This window comes from Stenotrophomonas maltophilia R551-3 (genome assembly GCF_000020665.1).
Taxonomy (GTDB): Bacteria; Pseudomonadota; Gammaproteobacteria; order Xanthomonadales; family Xanthomonadaceae; genus Stenotrophomonas; species Stenotrophomonas maltophilia_L.
The window spans coordinates 4,076,404-4,091,119 of the sequence record NC_011071.1; the positions used below are offsets into that span (position 1 = coordinate 4,076,404).

At 67.4% G+C, this 14,716-nt stretch carries 13 protein-coding genes; 6 read left to right on the forward strand and 7 right to left on the reverse strand.

Going from position 1 to position 14,716, the window contains the following annotated elements:
- Nucleotides 1-33: 33 nt before the first annotated feature.
- Entirely contained in the window at nucleotides 34-1,332 is a 1,299-nt protein-coding gene (locus SMAL_RS18375; RefSeq protein WP_012512246.1) for a sensor histidine kinase, read from the reverse strand.
- Nucleotides 1,333-1,364: 32 nt separating this feature from the next.
- The gene (locus SMAL_RS18380; RefSeq protein WP_012512247.1) at nucleotides 1,365-2,072 is read right to left on the reverse strand and encodes a response regulator transcription factor; all 708 of its coding nucleotides are present in this window, start codon (nucleotides 2,070-2,072) and stop codon (nucleotides 1,365-1,367) included.
- Between the two features lie 74 nt (nucleotides 2,073-2,146).
- Between SMAL_RS18380 and SMAL_RS18385 the strand changes: the two genes are divergently transcribed.
- Nucleotides 2,147-3,106 (forward strand): retropepsin-like aspartic protease, encoded by a 960-nt coding sequence (locus tag SMAL_RS18385; RefSeq protein WP_176698939.1) that lies wholly within the window; start codon nucleotides 2,147-2,149, stop codon nucleotides 3,104-3,106.
- Nucleotides 3,107-3,133: 27 nt separating this feature from the next.
- On the opposite strand, the gene SMAL_RS18390 is transcribed toward SMAL_RS18385, so the two are convergent.
- Both SMAL_RS18390 and SMAL_RS18395 read right to left on the reverse strand, forming a co-directional pair.
- On the reverse strand, nucleotides 3,134-4,162 hold the full coding sequence (locus SMAL_RS18390; RefSeq protein WP_012512248.1) for an LLM class oxidoreductase: 1,029 nt from the start codon (nucleotides 4,160-4,162) through the stop codon (nucleotides 3,134-3,136).
- Between the two features lie 13 nt (nucleotides 4,163-4,175).
- The gene (locus SMAL_RS18395) at nucleotides 4,176-4,811 is read right to left on the reverse strand and encodes a glutathione S-transferase family protein (RefSeq protein WP_006396593.1); all 636 of its coding nucleotides are present in this window, start codon (nucleotides 4,809-4,811) and stop codon (nucleotides 4,176-4,178) included.
- Between the two features lie 248 nt (nucleotides 4,812-5,059).
- Here SMAL_RS18395 and SMAL_RS18400 point away from each other — a divergent pair, with 248 nt between their 5' ends.
- Nucleotides 5,060-5,947 carry a LysR substrate-binding domain-containing protein gene (locus SMAL_RS18400; RefSeq protein ID WP_012512249.1) on the forward strand — a complete coding sequence of 296 codons (888 nt, stop codon included), beginning with the start codon at nucleotides 5,060-5,062 and terminating at the stop codon, nucleotides 5,945-5,947.
- A 30-nt stretch (nucleotides 5,948-5,977) separates the two neighbouring features.
- Here the strand turns inward: SMAL_RS18400 and SMAL_RS18405 are convergent, their stop codons facing one another.
- The 3 genes from SMAL_RS18405 to SMAL_RS18415 form a co-directional block, all read right to left on the reverse strand.
- A complete protein-coding gene (locus SMAL_RS18405; protein WP_012512250.1) occupies nucleotides 5,978-6,589 on the reverse strand; it encodes a DUF6445 family protein in 612 nt (203 codons plus the stop codon).
- 133 nt (nucleotides 6,590-6,722) lie between these two features.
- Nucleotides 6,723-8,372, reverse strand: coding sequence for a chaperonin GroEL (gene groL, locus SMAL_RS18410; RefSeq protein ID WP_012512251.1), 1,650 nt, complete (start codon nucleotides 8,370-8,372; stop codon nucleotides 6,723-6,725).
- Nucleotides 8,373-8,453: 81 nt separating this feature from the next.
- Nucleotides 8,454-8,741 (reverse strand): co-chaperone GroES, encoded by a 288-nt coding sequence (locus tag SMAL_RS18415; protein WP_006396661.1) that lies wholly within the window; start codon nucleotides 8,739-8,741, stop codon nucleotides 8,454-8,456.
- Between the two features lie 351 nt (nucleotides 8,742-9,092).
- Between SMAL_RS18415 and SMAL_RS18420 the strand changes: the two genes are divergently transcribed.
- From SMAL_RS18420 to SMAL_RS18435, 4 genes are all read left to right on the forward strand, one after another.
- Nucleotides 9,093-10,883 (forward strand): endonuclease, encoded by a 1,791-nt coding sequence (locus SMAL_RS18420; protein ID WP_012512252.1) that lies wholly within the window; start codon nucleotides 9,093-9,095, stop codon nucleotides 10,881-10,883.
- A 68-nt stretch (nucleotides 10,884-10,951) separates the two neighbouring features.
- Entirely contained in the window at nucleotides 10,952-11,290 is a 339-nt protein-coding gene (cutA, locus tag SMAL_RS18425) for a divalent-cation tolerance protein CutA (protein ID WP_006396762.1), read from the forward strand.
- A complete protein-coding gene (locus tag SMAL_RS18430; RefSeq protein WP_012512253.1) occupies nucleotides 11,287-13,671 on the forward strand; it encodes a protein-disulfide reductase DsbD family protein in 2,385 nt (794 codons plus the stop codon). The genes cutA and SMAL_RS18430 overlap by 4 nt, the downstream gene beginning before the upstream one ends.
- A complete protein-coding gene (locus SMAL_RS18435) occupies nucleotides 13,668-14,231 on the forward strand; it encodes a TlpA family protein disulfide reductase (protein ID WP_012512254.1) in 564 nt (187 codons plus the stop codon). The genes SMAL_RS18430 and SMAL_RS18435 overlap by 4 nt, the downstream gene beginning before the upstream one ends.
- The last annotated feature ends 485 nt before the right edge of the window (nucleotides 14,232-14,716 follow it).

Sequence of the window (14,716 nt, forward strand, 5' to 3'; positions counted from 1 at the left end):
GGAAGATGATGTCCAGTCAATCGACATGCGATGTCAGGAGGCCGATCCCAGCACCAGGCGTGCGATCAATCCCCCTCCGTCACGCTGCAGCAGCTGCAGTTCACCCGCATGCCGTCGTGCCACATTGGCGGCGACGGCCAGACCGAGGCCGGTCCCACCGGTGGCACGACTGCGCGAGCTTTCGCTGCGCTGGAAGGGTTGCAGCAGGCGCACGCGATCGGCCTCGGCGATGCCCGGTCCGCGATCCATCACGTCCAGCTGCATGCGATTGCCTGCCATGGCAACCCGCAGGTGCACGGCACCGGCATAGCGAGCGGCGTTGTCGATGAGGTTGTCGATAGCCCGCCGCAGCAGGAGCGCATCCCCCTGCCACGGCAGCACGTCCGGTCCCTCTGCAGAGATATCGACACCGCGCAGCAAGGCGCTCTGCACGCATTCCTCCAGCAACGCGGCCACGTCCAGTACTCGCAACTCCAGCGGTTGCAGCTCCCCGCGCGCGTAATCGAGCACCTGCTCGATCATCGTGTCCATGCGCTCGATGTCGGCCACCATCCGTGCTGCCTGTGGCGGCGGTGCAAACTCCGCACGCAGGCGCAGGCCGGTCAGCGGCGTGCGCAGGTCGTGCGCCACGGCCGCCAGCATGCGGGTCATGTCCTGCGCCTGGTCGCGCAGGCGCTCACGACCGCTGCTGATCGCTGCGGCCAGCACCTGCACCTCGCGTGGGCCATCGTCCGGCAGCGGCGTCCCGTCCTGCAGGTCAACCCGCGCACTGGCTTCGGCCAGCCGGCGCAGGGGCCGTCCGATGCGAAGCGACGCCCAGGCCGCCAGCGGTGCCAACAGCACCGTGCCGGCCAACAGTGCAAGCAGAACCTGACCGCGCCAGGCCGCCAGATCACTGTGATCGCTGCCGACCACCTGCCAGCGATCATCGGCCTGGCGCACACCCAGCTCGAACGGCGGCCACTGCATGGCGGTCAGCAGTGCCGCCTGTGACGACAGCACCCCGGCACGCCCTGAAGCATCCAGCACCGTGCCGCCCTCGATGACCTGCACATCGGGGGCCTTGCCCTGCCCGGTCCAGACCAGGCGCACGTGATCCACCGGTACACCCAGCTGCAAGGCGGCCAGTTCGGTCAGCCAATCGCTGCTGCGGCCTTCCGGCGCCGAACTGACGACGGATAGATGCAGCCCCAGCGGCGCCGCCGCCTGTTCCCCCTGCAGTACCTGCAGGGCCTGATCCAGGCGCATCGGTGGCGGCGCCGGTCGTGGCATCCAGCCCACCACCGCGACGCTGACCAGGGTGGCCAGCAGCAGGCTGGTGAGGGCCAGCATCGCGATCCAGCGCGCAGTGGACCAACGCGCACTCACAGCACCTGGACCTCGGCATCGAAGCGATAGCCCTCGCCACGCAATGTCTGTACCAGGGCTTCAGCGCCGGGCGCGGCCTGCCCCAGCTTGCGACGCAGGCGGCTGATTGCCAGGTCGATGGCACGATCCACGCTGTCGCTCGGCTCGCTGCGGCTCAGCTGCAGCAGCTGCTCGCGCGCCAACACCCGCCCTGGACGTTCGGCCAGCACCAGCAGAAGAGAGAACTCACCACGGCTCAGTACCAGCTCCGCTCCATCCGGTGCGATCAGGCGGCGCTGTTCGGGCAGCAGCCGCCAGCCGGCGAAGCGCATCTCACTCGCCACCTGGGTGCGCAGCTTGTCCTGCCGGCGCAGCAGCGCACGCACCCTTGCCAGCAGCTCACGCGGATCGAACGGCTTGGCCAGGTAATCATCCGCGCCCATCTCCAGACCGATCACCCGGTCCGGGGCACTGCCCATCGCCGACAGCATCAGGATCGGGATCGCCCGTGCCTGCAGCCGGCGGCAGACCGACAAGCCATCCTCGCCGGGCATCATCCAGTCGAGGATGATCACATCCGGTCGTTCGGCCTGCAGCAGCATATCCAACGCCATGGCACCGGCCGCCACGCGCACCTGGTAGCCATGCAGCAGCAGGCAGTCGGCGATGGCGTCTCGGATGCTGGCGTCGTCATCGACGACGATGACCCGGGCGGGAGCGTTCATGTGCTCAGTATCAGCCAGCTGTGTATCAGGACGGTATCAACGCCGATATTCCCGCGATACGCCCGTGCCCGCCAATGGGCTCTCCACCCTCACTGCGGAGACATCCCGTGCGCCTCACCCTGCTTCCCCTGCTTGCTGCCTCGCTGCCTGCGCTGGCGGCCGATGCTCCCGAACACGTACTGCCGATGTGGATGCAGGGGGGTCATCCGGCCGTGGCTGTCTCGCTGGACGGGCGTGCCGAACCACTGCGTTTCGTGGTCGACAGTGCGGCCGGTGCAACCCTGGTGGATGACCGTGTGGCCCGGCGCTATGGCCTGGAAGACACCGATGCGGCGGTTTCGCATGCCCAGGGTGCCAGCGCAAAGGCGGCCGCGCTGCGGAGGATGCGCACCACCTCCTGGCGGCTGGGCAGCTGGCAGCTGCAGGCCAGCGGCACGCAGGCCGACCTGTCCTCGTTGGCGAAGGATGATGAAGCGGCCATTGATGGCCTGGTCGGCAACGACCTGACCGGGCGCTGGGACACGCGTTGGGACTTCGGCCGTGGCGAGCTTGCCTTGTGGACGCCGGGGCGTCTCGCGCTGGATGGAAACGGCTGCCAGGCCAATGCCCTGCCCGATCGCAGTGCCGGCCTGCGCCAGTTCGGCTTCATCACGCTGGCGCTGGGCGAGACCGGTGTGGAAGCCATCGCCGTGGTCGATACCGGCGCGGCGCAGACCGTGCTCAATGCCGAAGCCGCCCGTGCGCTGGGCGTGCGCACCGACGGCAGCGACATCCGCGTGCGGGTACGTGAGAAGGGCACCGAGGGCCTGGGCGGCGGGAAGCAGGCCACCTGGCTGTACACCCTGCCGAGCATGACCAGCGCTGGCTGGCGGCATCCACCGATGGAAGTCCGGATCAGTGAACTGCCCGTGTTCAAGGCGATCGGCCTCGAGACACGACCCGCGCTGATTCTCGGCGCCGACGCCATGCAGGGTGGACAGGTGGACATCAGCGCCGGGGCGTCACGCATCTGCCTGCGCCGGCCGGCCCGCTGAGCGCCGGCCGACGCCATTCCTACTGTGCTACCAGTCCATCACCCGCGGCGCCGGCCCCGGGTGCGACGGGAACAATGGCAGCACCTCTTCGGCCAGTTCCTGCAGCACCTCATCTGCGGGCCGATCGGCGAACTGGATGCCCAGCGCGGCGTGGTTGACGCCTGCCCGCTGCCAGGCCTGCAGCAGGTCGATCAGGCCCTTGCGGCCGGTGCGCAGGGTATAGCCCCCTTGCAGCGGCGTGCGTGGATGATCCGGGTCATCCACCAGGTCGATCCATTCGTTGGTCACGTGCGGGCGGAAGCCGCCGTCCGGGATCAGCGCGCGCCACGCGCGGATCTTCGCGGCCAGCCGTTGCGGACCGGCATCGTCATGGGTGGCCTCGGGATAGGTCAACCAGCCATCGGCATGCTGGCCGATCCACTCCAGCGGCTGGCGTGCGCCACCGGTGACAACCAGCGGAATGCGGCCACTGACCGTAGGCGGCAGCAACTGCACGCCCTGCTCGGCCCAGGCATGCGTCATCCGCCCGTCCGCGCCCGGCTGCAGCCAACGGCGCATTTCACCCATGGCGCTGGCGAAGCGCTCACCGCGCGCCGCGTGCTCCAGTCCGTAGGCGGGAAACTCCAGCGGACGATCACCGGAGGCAACGCCCATCACCAGGCGGCCACCGGACAGCTGATCGACCGACGCCGCCGTCTTGGCCAGATCGATCGGATGGCGCAGCGGCAACACCACGCTGCCGGTGGCCAGCGCTACGCGCTGCGTGCGCGCCGCCAACCATGCAAGGTAAGTGAACGGGTCGAACAGCTGCCCCGCATCGCCGAACATCGGGTCGTACAGCGGCACATCACGCACCCACACCGCAGCAAAGCCGTGGCGGTCGATGTCCTCCACCAGCCGCGCCTGGCCCTGCAGCACGGCCATGTCACCCTGATAGAAGCGCAATGGCAGGTAGATGCCCAGGGTCAGTGCATCGGCACGGAACATGCGCTGGTAGCCCGGGTGCATGGCAAAGGCCGGGGCCGACGCACCCGGCATCACGATGGAGTCGTTCATGAGCGTCGTCTCCTTACGGGCCGGTGGCCGGTTCGGGCAGCTGCACGCCGCGCTGTACCGCAGGGCGTGCGGCAACGCGCGCGTACCACGCGCTCAGATGGCGATGCTGCGAGATATCGATATCGATGATGTGGGCGATATGCAGCCAGCCGAAGTGGGCGATGTCGGCGATCGAGTACTGGTCACCGGCCAGCCACTCGCGCCCGTGCAGGCGCTGGTCGAGCACGGCGAACAGATCGTCGCTCAACCTTCGATAGCGTTCGATTGCGGCCATGTCGGGCCGTTGTGCGAAGTACTCGAAGTGCACGCGCTGGCCGAGGATCGGGCCGACGCTGGCGGCATGAAACATCAACCAGGTCAATGCCTGCCAGCGTGCAGACGGCTCGGAAGGCAACAACGCGTTGCCCTGCTCAGCCAGGTACATCAGGATCGCCGCGGATTCGAAAATGACGATGCCACGCGCGCGATCCTCCAGCACCGGGATGCGGCCATGCGGATTGAGCCGCAGGAATTCGGGATGTCGGTGCTCGCCTTCGTCGATGCGGACGTGATGCAGGCGATACGGCAGGCCCAGTTCTTCCAGCGCGATGGTGGCCTTGAAGCCATTGGGCGAGCTGTCGGTGTACAGGTGCAGCGAAGGTTCGTTCATGGGGTTCCTGGACGGCAGGGAGCGACGGCACGCGCCAGCCTTCGATGCACGAGGGCCGACGATGCGGAAACAGGCGCTGCAGCAGCCGTGCAGGCAGTCTAGGAAAAGCCGGCGTGGCGTGGAAACGATGTCTTCTGCACGGGGAGTTGAGCCTGGCTCAACTTGCGAGGCAGGTGCGCGACAGCCTGCGCCACGGCCGATATGCTGTCGCCGCGCGGTGGATGCCGGCGAAGCAACGGGAGAACGGAATGGGTGCGGTTTTGCCGCTGCTGGGCCTGCGGGCCTTTGTTGAAACCGGCCGCCACGGCAGCCTGACCGCTGCCGCCGAAGCGATGGGGGTGACACCCGGCGCAATCAGCCAGCAGCTGCGACAGCTGCAGGAACGCCTGGGCGTGAACCTGTTCGATCGCACCCGTCATGGCGTGGTGCTCAGCGCGGCGGGCGCGCGCGTGTACCCGGAACTGCTGCTGGCTTTCGAGCAGATCGCACAGAGCCTGCAGACACTCGAACGCTGGGAAACGCGGCGCACGCTGCGTATCAGCGCCGCACCCAGTTTCGCCGCGCAATGGCTGGCGCCACGCCTGGGCGAATTCAGCGCACTGCAACCGCAGGTGGATGTGCAGCTCGATGCCAGCCCGGCGCTGGCCGACCTGCGCCGCGATGGTGTGGACATCGCGATCCGCCACGGGCTGGGGCGCTACCCCGGCCTGCATGCAGAGCATCTGCTGGCGCCGGTGCTGCTGCCAGTGGCCAGCCCTGCGCTGCTTTCCAGCGCCCCCGCCGTGGGCACCGTGCAGGATTGCCTGCAACTGCCGCTGCTGCAGGATGCCGATCGCAGCGACTGGCGGCTGTGGTTCCAGGCACTGGGTCTGGCAACCGATGATCGACTTGAGCGCGGCCCTGCTTTCGATGACGACCTGTTGCTGATCCGTGCGGCGGTGGCCGGGCAAGGCATCGCGCTGGTACGCGACATTCATGCGGCCGAAGAACTGGCCAATGGGCACCTGCAGGTGGTGATCGACCAACCATGGCCGCAGGCCTTCGCCTACTACGCAGTGACGCGCGCCGATGCAGATGGCAATCCGGCGCTGCCTGCCTTCCTGGCGTGGTTGCGCGCAGCGCTGCAGGGCCAGTAGATCCACGCCATGCGTGGATGATTCCCCCGCTTACCGCGCCTGCTCGAAGAACATCAGGTACACCAGCCGGCCGTTGTCCGGACGGTCACCGAATGCCGGGCCGGCGGTGTGCCAGAACCAGGGCCGCAGCAGCACCAGGCGGTTGAAGCGCATCGGGATGCGCATCGTCATCTCCCACTGGCTGTCGTCGCTGCTGTCGCGCTCGATGATGTCGCGGTGCATGTCGCCGCCATTGGCATAGCCCAACGCGGCCAGCTCGCTGGCGTCCAGGGCCATCCGTTCGGTGTTGGTGCGGCGATGACGGAAGAACTCGGTGCCGCCCTCGCAGTGCTCTGGTGCGCTCAGGTAGAGAATGCCGGACCAGTGCGAGTGATCGGTGTGCACTTTCGCGCGGCCGACATCCCCGGCCAGGGTCAGACGGAATTTGCCATGCGACTGCAGTGGGTTGACCGGTCGCAACGGTTCATTGACCAGCCGCGACGCAGCTTCGGACAGGCCGTCCAGCTCCAGCCGCTCCAGTGAGTTGCGACCGGGGAATGCACCTTCCTGCGCCGGGTAGGTCAGGCCCAGTGCCGCCTGGCGCAGCCCCTGCGCATCGGCCGGGGAGAGGAAGTCGTCAACGACAATGAACGAGGTAGGCATGGTCACCGAGCGTAGCGATGCGCTGCCGTGGCGGCAACCTGGCAACGAAAAACCCCGCCTTGCGGCGGGGTTCTTCAGTGCAGCAGGGAAGCGTGCCGACCAGGGTCGGCAGCTACCGGTGCAGGCGCGGACCTTAGAAGTCCATGCCGCCCATGCCACCCATGCCGCCCATGCCACCGGCGCCACCCATGGCCGGCTCGTCCTTCTTCGGAGCTTCGGCAACCATGGCTTCGGTGGTGATCATCAGGCCAGCGATCGAAGCTGCGTTCTGCAGCGCCGAACGGGTCACCTTGGTCGGGTCCAGGATGCCGAACTGCAGCATGTCACCGAACTCGCCGGTGGCGGCGTTGTAGCCGAAGCTGCCGGTGCCTTCCTTGACCTTGTTGACGATGACCGACGGCTCTTCGCCGGCGTTGGCGACGATCTCGCGCAGCGGGGCTTCCATCGCGCGCAGGGCGATCTGGATGCCGTGGTTCTGGTCTTCGTTGGCACCCTTCAGACCAGCCAGCGCGGAGACCGCACGGACCAGGGCAACGCCGCCGCCCGGGACCACGCCTTCTTCAACGGCTGCACGGGTGGCGTGCAGGGCGTCGTCGACGCGGTCCTTCTTTTCCTTCATTTCGATTTCGGTCGAGGCACCGACCTTGATCACGGCAACGCCGCCGGCCAGCTTGGCCACGCGTTCCTGCAGCTTCTCGCGGTCGTAATCCGAGGAGGTGTCCTGGATCTGGGTCTTGATCTGCGCAACGCGCGAATCGACCGCAGCCTTGTCACCCACGCCATCGATGATGGTGGTGTTTTCCTTGGAGACCTGCACCTTCTTGGCGCGGCCGAGATCCTTGATGGTGGCCTTTTCCAGCGACAGGCCCACTTCTTCGGAGATCACGGTGCCGCCGGTCAGCACGGCCATGTCTTCCAGCATCGCCTTGCGACGGTCGCCGAAGCCCGGAGCCTTGACGGCCACGACCTTGACGATGCCACGGATGGTGTTGACCACCAGGGTCGCCAGCGCTTCGCCTTCGACTTCTTCAGCGACGATCAGCAGCGGCTTGCCGGCCTTGGCGACGCCTTCCAGCACCGGCAGCAGGTCACGGACGTTGGAGATCTTCTTGTCGTGCAGCAGGATGAACGGGTCATCCAGATCAGCGGTCTGCGACTGCTGGTTGTTGATGAAGTACGGGGACAGGTAGCCGCGGTCGAACTGCATGCCCTTGACCACGTCCAGCTCGTTGTCCAGGCCCGAGCCCTCTTCAACGGTGATCACGCCTTCCTTGCCGACTTCCTTCATCGCGTCAGCGATGATCTGGCCGATCGACTCGTCCGAGTTGGCCGAGATGGTGCCGACCTGGGCGATCGCCTTGTCGTCAGCGGTCGGCTTGGAGATGCTCTTCAGCTCGTTGACGGCGGCCACGACGGCCTTGTCGATACCGCGCTTGAGGTCCATCGGGTTCATGCCGGCGGCAACAGCCTTGGCACCTTCGCGGATCAGGGCCTGGGCCAGCACGGTGGCGGTGGTGGTGCCGTCGCCAGCGTCGTCGTTGGTGCGGGAAGCAACTTCCTTCACCATCTGCGCGCCCATGTTCTCGAACTTGTCAGCCAGTTCGATTTCCTTGGCGACGGAGACGCCGTCCTTGGTGATGGTCGGAGCGCCGAAGCTCTTTTCCAGCACGACGTTGCGGCCCTTCGGGCCCAGGGTGGCCTTGACGGCATTGGCGAGAACGTTGACGCCGCGCACCATGCGCGAACGGGCGTCTTCACCGAAACGAATATCCTTGGCAGCCATTGCGATTACCTCGATGTTTGCGCCGGGCCGGGCCCGGCGACGAAAAGGGATGTCTTACAGAAAAGCAGGTCGCGCCGAGGCTCAGCCGATGACGGCGAGCACGTCGTCTTCGCGCAGGACCTTGTACTCGACGCCTTCGCTCTTGTACGAGCTGCCGGCGTACTGGCCGTAGATGACCTTGTCACCAACCTTCAGGGACGGCGCACGCACGCTGCCGTTGTCCAGCGGCTTGCCCGGGCCCACGGCCACGACTTCACCCTTGGTGGACTTTTCCTTGGCCGAATCCGGAATGACGATGCCACCGGCGGAGATTTCGTCGGCTTCGATCGGCTTGACCACAACGCGGTCGTGCAGCGGCTTGATGCTCATGAGAGACCTCTTAAGTTATTGATTGGTCTAAAAAAGTCCGGCGATGTTAGCAGTCACACCAGGCGAGTGCCAGCAACGCGCGTGAAAAAGCCCGACAAGTCGGGAGCACGACAGAGATGGAGACCTCCACAGGCCTTTCAAGGGCCGATCCCGAAATTTTTCTCCGGGCCCGGAAACCTCCTTCCCTGCGTGGACGCCTGTATAGGGATGCAGCGCCGCAAGCCAAGGGGGGAATAGGTGACATTTGGTGACCAATGTCCCACTGTCAGATATCTGACGTTCATTTACGACAAAGTGTCACTGGATCGGCCTTAGGCTCGGCCGCGCATTCCCAATCACAAGGAGTAGTCGATGCGATTGCTGTCCCCGCTTGCCGCTGCCTGCCTGCTTGCACTGGCCGCCGCGCCGGCCCAGGCCGAGGTCTTCATCAACGAACTGCACTACGACGACAGCACCGCCGCCGGCGACGTCGGCGAAGCGATCGAGGTCGTGGCCACAGCCGGTGAGGATCTGTCCGGCTACCGTCTGTACCTCTACAACGGCAGCAATCCGTCGGCGGCCGTGGTCTACGCCAACAACCCCGTGCCTGCCGGTACCGCTGCAGGCTGCGGCAGCGCCAGCATCGCCGTGGTCACCTACCCGACCAACGGCCTGCAGAACGGCCCGAACGATGGCATTGCCCTGGTCGACGCCAGCGGCAAGGTGGTCCAGTTCCTCAGCTACGAGGGCGCCATCACCGCGTCCGGCGGCCCCGCGGCCGGCATGACCAGCCAGAACATTCCGGTGGCCGAGACCAACAGCACGGCCCCGGGCACCTCGCTGCAGCTGACCGGCAGTGGCAGCCAGTACGCCCACTTCACCTGGGCCGAGTCGGCCAGGCAGACCTTCGGCAGCTGCAACAACGGCCAGACCTTCAGCGGTGGCGGCACCCCGGGCCCGAACACGCCGCCGTCGGTGTCCACCACCACCCCGGCCCAGGGCAGCAGCACCTTCCCCGCCGCCGCCGACCTGGAAGTGGTGTTCAGCGAGACCGTGAACCTGGCCAGCGGCGCGTTCGCCCTGAGCTGCGGCACTTCCGGCAGCGTGCCGCTGACCTTCCCGTCCAGCGGCCGCAGCGTGAAGCTGTCCACCAACACTGCACTGGTGGCCGGTGAAGCCTGCCGCTTCGACATCCGCGCCGCGCGCATCACCGACCTGCAGGGCGCACACCCGGCCGCCGACAGCCGCATCGCCTTCACCGTGGCCAGCACCGGTGGCAATCCGGACCCGGGCAACCCGGGCGTGCCGGCCGGTTACTACTCCAAGGTCAACACCAGCAGCCCCAGCCAGCTGCGCTGCTCGCTGCACGCCACCATCAAGGGCCACACCGCCTACCCGTACAGCGGCTCGGGCACCAGCACCTGGACCATCCTGGAGATCGCCGACGAGGATCCGAACAACAGCGGCAGGATCCTGGATGCGTACCGCAACCGCAGCTACGCCAAGGTGACCGATCGCGCCGGCAGCGGCGGCGGCCTGAAGTACAACCGTGAGCATACCTGGCCGAACTCGCTGGGCTTTGCCAGCACCACCGGCGACAAGGGCCTGCCGTACGCCCCGTACACCGACACCCACATGCTGTACCTGACTGACGCACAGTGGAACGCCGACCGCGGCAACAAGCCGTTCGGCAAGTGCGACGCCAACTGCGGCGAGCGTGCCACCGAGGCCAACAACGGCCAGGGCGGCGGCAGCGGTGGCTATCCGGGCAACTCGAACTGGGTACGCACCCCGGACGGCAACGGCGGCACCTTTGAAGTATGGGGTGCACGCAAGGGCGACATGGCGCGTGCGGTGCTGTACATGGCCATCCGCTACGAAGGCGGCAAGGATGCGGCCACCGGCCAGTCCGAGCCGGACCTGGAGCTGACCGACGACCGCAGCAAGATCGTCAAGACCAGCAGCTCGCCGGCCTACATGGGCCTGCTGTCGACGCTGATCGACTGGCACCTGGCCGACCCGCCGAGTGCTGCGGAACGCGCCCGCAACGACGTGGTCTACAGCTTCCAGGGCAACCGCAACCCGTTCATCGACCACCCCGAGTGGGCCACCCCGGCCCTGTTCACCTCGGCCAAGCCGGCCACCTGCCAGCTGGCCAACTGACCGCGCAACGCAGCGGTCCACTGCCGCCGCCGGGCCCTGACCCGGCGGCGGCCCTATACTCGACGGTCATGTCGACCGTCGATCCCGTCCTGCTGCTGTTGACCACCTGCCCGGACCGGGCCAGTGCCGAGCGCATCGCGCACGCGCTGGTTGGCGAGCGCCTGGCCGCGTGCGTCACACGACTGGAGGGCGCGCAGTCGACCTACCGCTGGCAGGGCGAAGTCACCACCGACACCGAACTGCAGCTGCTGGTGAAGACCACCGCGAGCCGCGTCGATGACGCAATCGCCCGGATCGTCGAACTGCATCCGTATGAACTCCCGGAGTGCATCGCGGTCGAAACCCGGGCCGGCCTGCCGGCGTATCTGGACTGGATCCGGGCACAGACCCGGGAGGACACTGATTGAAGACTTTGTTTGCGCGTGGCGCCGCCCTGTGCGCCCTGTTGTGGCTCTCGCTGCCGGCCTTCGCGCTGGATGAGAAGGACCTGCTGCCGGTGGACCAGGCGTTCGCGCTGACCGCGACCGCCCCCGAACGCGGCCAGGTGCAGCTGCAGTTCAAGATCGCGCCGGGCTACTACCTGTATCGCCACCGCACCAGCGTCAAGGCCGACCCGGCCTTCAACGCCGGCGCGCTGCAGATGCCCAAGGGCGACAAGCACCACGACGATTTCTTCGGCGAGGTTGAAACCTATCGCGAGCGGCTGCAGGCCACCCTGCCCGGCGCACCGACCGATGCAGCCGGCACCATCAGCCTGGAAGTGCGTTACCAGGGCTGCGCCGACGCCGGTGTCTGCTATCCGCCGCAGAAGCGCGTGGTGCAGGTCACCCTGCCCGGCGGCGGTGCACAGGCGGCGGCCCCGGCCGCACGCCCCGGTGCGGCCAGCCCGTTCAACAACCCGCTGGCCGGTGCCGGCAACAGCGGCGGCCTGCGCCTGCCGGGTGCAGCCAGCAACAGCCAGGCGCTGCCACTGCCGTCGGAGCAGGCATTCGGCTTCGATGCCATTGCCAGCGATGGCAACACCCTGCTGCTGCGCTTCAGCCCGGCGCCGGGCTACTACCTGTATCGCGACCGCACCTCGCTGAAACTCGAAGGCAGCGCCGGCGTGCTGGCCGACAAGCCGCGATGGCCGGCCGCACAGTCGCATCGCGACGAGCACTTCGGCGATGTCTCGGTGTACTTCAACCAGGTGGAGGTGCCGCTGCCGCTGCGCCGTTCTGTCGCCGACGCGGTCGACAGCACCCTGGTAGTGACCTTCCAGGGCTGCCAGACCGACGGCATCTGCTACCCGCCGATGACGCGGCGGGTGAAGCTGTCGATCCCGGCCGGCAGGATCAACGCCAGCGCCGACCAGGCGCCGCCGCGCAGCGAGGTGCTCAGCCCGCTGCCCACCGCTACCGGTGCTCCGCGCGAGGCTGCCAATGGCGCGCCGCTGCGCCTGCTGCCGACCGTGCCCAACACCGATGCAACGGCCCCGGTCGCAGCAGGTGACGGCGCTGCCAGCAGTGAATTCGCCGCCGATGCACAGGGTGACAACGCACTGCGCACGCGCCCGCCGGCGACCACGCCGAACCCGGACCGTTCGTTCCTGTGGGTCCTGCTGCTGGCCCTGGCCGGCGGCCTGGTGCTGAACCTGATGCCGTGCGTGCTGCCGATCCTGTCGCTGAAGGTGCTCGGCCTGGCACAGAGCGGTGAAAGCCCGCAGCGCGCGCGCAGCCATGCGCTCTGGTACACGCTGGGCGTGCTGGTCGCGTTCGCGGTGATCGGAGCGTTGATGGTCGGCCTGCGCGCGATCGGCAACGCGGTCGGCATCGGCTTCCAGCTGCAGCACCCGGGCGTGGTGGCCGCACTGGCCTACGTCATGTTCGCAGTGGGCCTGAGCCTGTCCGGGGTGTTCACCCTCGGCGGTGGCCTCGGCAACCTCGGCCAGTCGCTGGCCAGCCGCAGCGGCCCGGCCGGAGACTTCTTCACCGGTGCGCTGGCCTGCGTGGTCGGCAGCGCCTGCGTCGGCCCGTTCATGGGCGGCGCTGTGGCCTATGCATTCATCGCAACGCCGCTGCAGGCGATGACTGTGTTCCTGTTCCTCGGCCTCGGCCTGGCCCTGCCGTTCCTGCTGATCGGCTTCGTGCCGGCGCTGGCACGCCGCCTGCCCAAGCCGGGCCCGTGGATGGAAACGCTCAAGCACGTGCTGGCTTTCCCGATGTATGCCACCGCGCTGTGGCTGCTGTGGGTGCTGGGCAAGCAGCGCGGCGTGGACGGCATGTCGCTGGTGCTGGGTGGCCTGCTGCTGTTCGCTTTCGGCCTGTGGCTGTTCGAACGCAACCGTTGGACCGGCCCGCGTGCCGTTGCCCTGCTGGGCGTGCTGCTGGCCATCGCCGCACTGGTGCCGGCCTGGGGCGTCACCCAGTTGGCGCCGCCAGCGCGCGCCGCACAGGCGGCCACCGACAACGTGGTCGAGTACTCGCCGCAGCTGCTGGACCGCCTGCGCGCCGACAAGCGCGTGGTGTTCGTCAACATGACCGCCGACTGGTGCGTGAGCTGCAAGGCCAACGAGCGCGCGGTGCTGTCGCGGCCGGAGTTCAAGGAACTGCTCAAGCGCACCAATGCGGTGTACATGCGCGGTGACTACACCAATGTCGATCCGCAGATCACCACCTTCCTGGAAGAGCACAAGGCCGTGGGCGTGCCGCTGTACGTGGTGTATGGCCCCGGCGCGCCGCCGACCGTGCTGCCGACCCTGCTGACCCAGGCGGTGGTCGAGGAAGCGCTGCTGCGCACCGCACGATGAAATGGCAACGGCCAGCGCTGCTGTGGACAGCGGTGCTGGCCGCCGGCCTCGGCCTGTGGGCCGGGTACCGGCTGGCACCAACGCCGACTGCACCTGCCGCAGCGCCGGTCGCTTCCCCTGCCGCCCCCGCGACGCCTGCGCTGCAGGTGGGTGACCCACTGCCTGTTCTGACGCTGCCGGATCTCGAGGGCCGACCGCTCGACCTGCACCAGCACTTCGCCGGTCGCCCGCTGCTGATCAATGTCTGGGCCAGCTGGTGCGCCCCCTGCGTGGAAGAGATGCCGGAGCTGGCACGCTTTGCCCATACCCAGGGCAGCGAAGGCGTGCAGGTGCTGGGCCTGGCATTGGATACGCCGGAAGACGTGCGCCGCTTCCTGCAGCAGGTACCGGTGGACTACCCGATCGTGATCGAGACCCCGGGCCCGCGCGACGCCAGCGTGCAGCTGGGCAATACGCAGGGACTGCTGCCCTACAGCGTGCTGTTCGATGCGCAGGGGCGATTGCAGAAGGCGAAGCTGGGACCGTTCGCCCACGGCGAGATCGACAGCTGGGTGAAGTGAGGGTTCGGCAGGGCTGCGCCCTGCACCCGCGATAGTGCCGGCCGCTGGCCGGCAACCTCAGAAGCAACAACCGGAGCAACTCCGTATTGCTGAGTGTTGGGCGGGGCGGTGTCGGAGTGCGGGGACGCTGCAAGTACGTCCCTGTAAGCTTGGCAGCCGCATCCATGCGGCTGACACCCCGCACTCCGACACCGCCCCACCTCTGACAGATTCCGATGGCTGTTGGTAGATGTCGACCTTGGTCGACACGGTAGATCCACGCCATGCGTGGATGAATCTCCATCGAAATCGAATATTTCGACAATTGAACGAAAAGCATCCACGCATGGCGCGGATCCACGGCAGGTTGCGAAGAACTGTCGAAGGCGGGGTTGGGCCGGTTGCGGGGGTGTCCGCGGCATGGATGCCGCGGCCAAGCCCCCAAGGACGGGTTTACGGCGTCCCCCGCAACCGGACCCACCCCGCCATCCACCGATAGCCAGCTT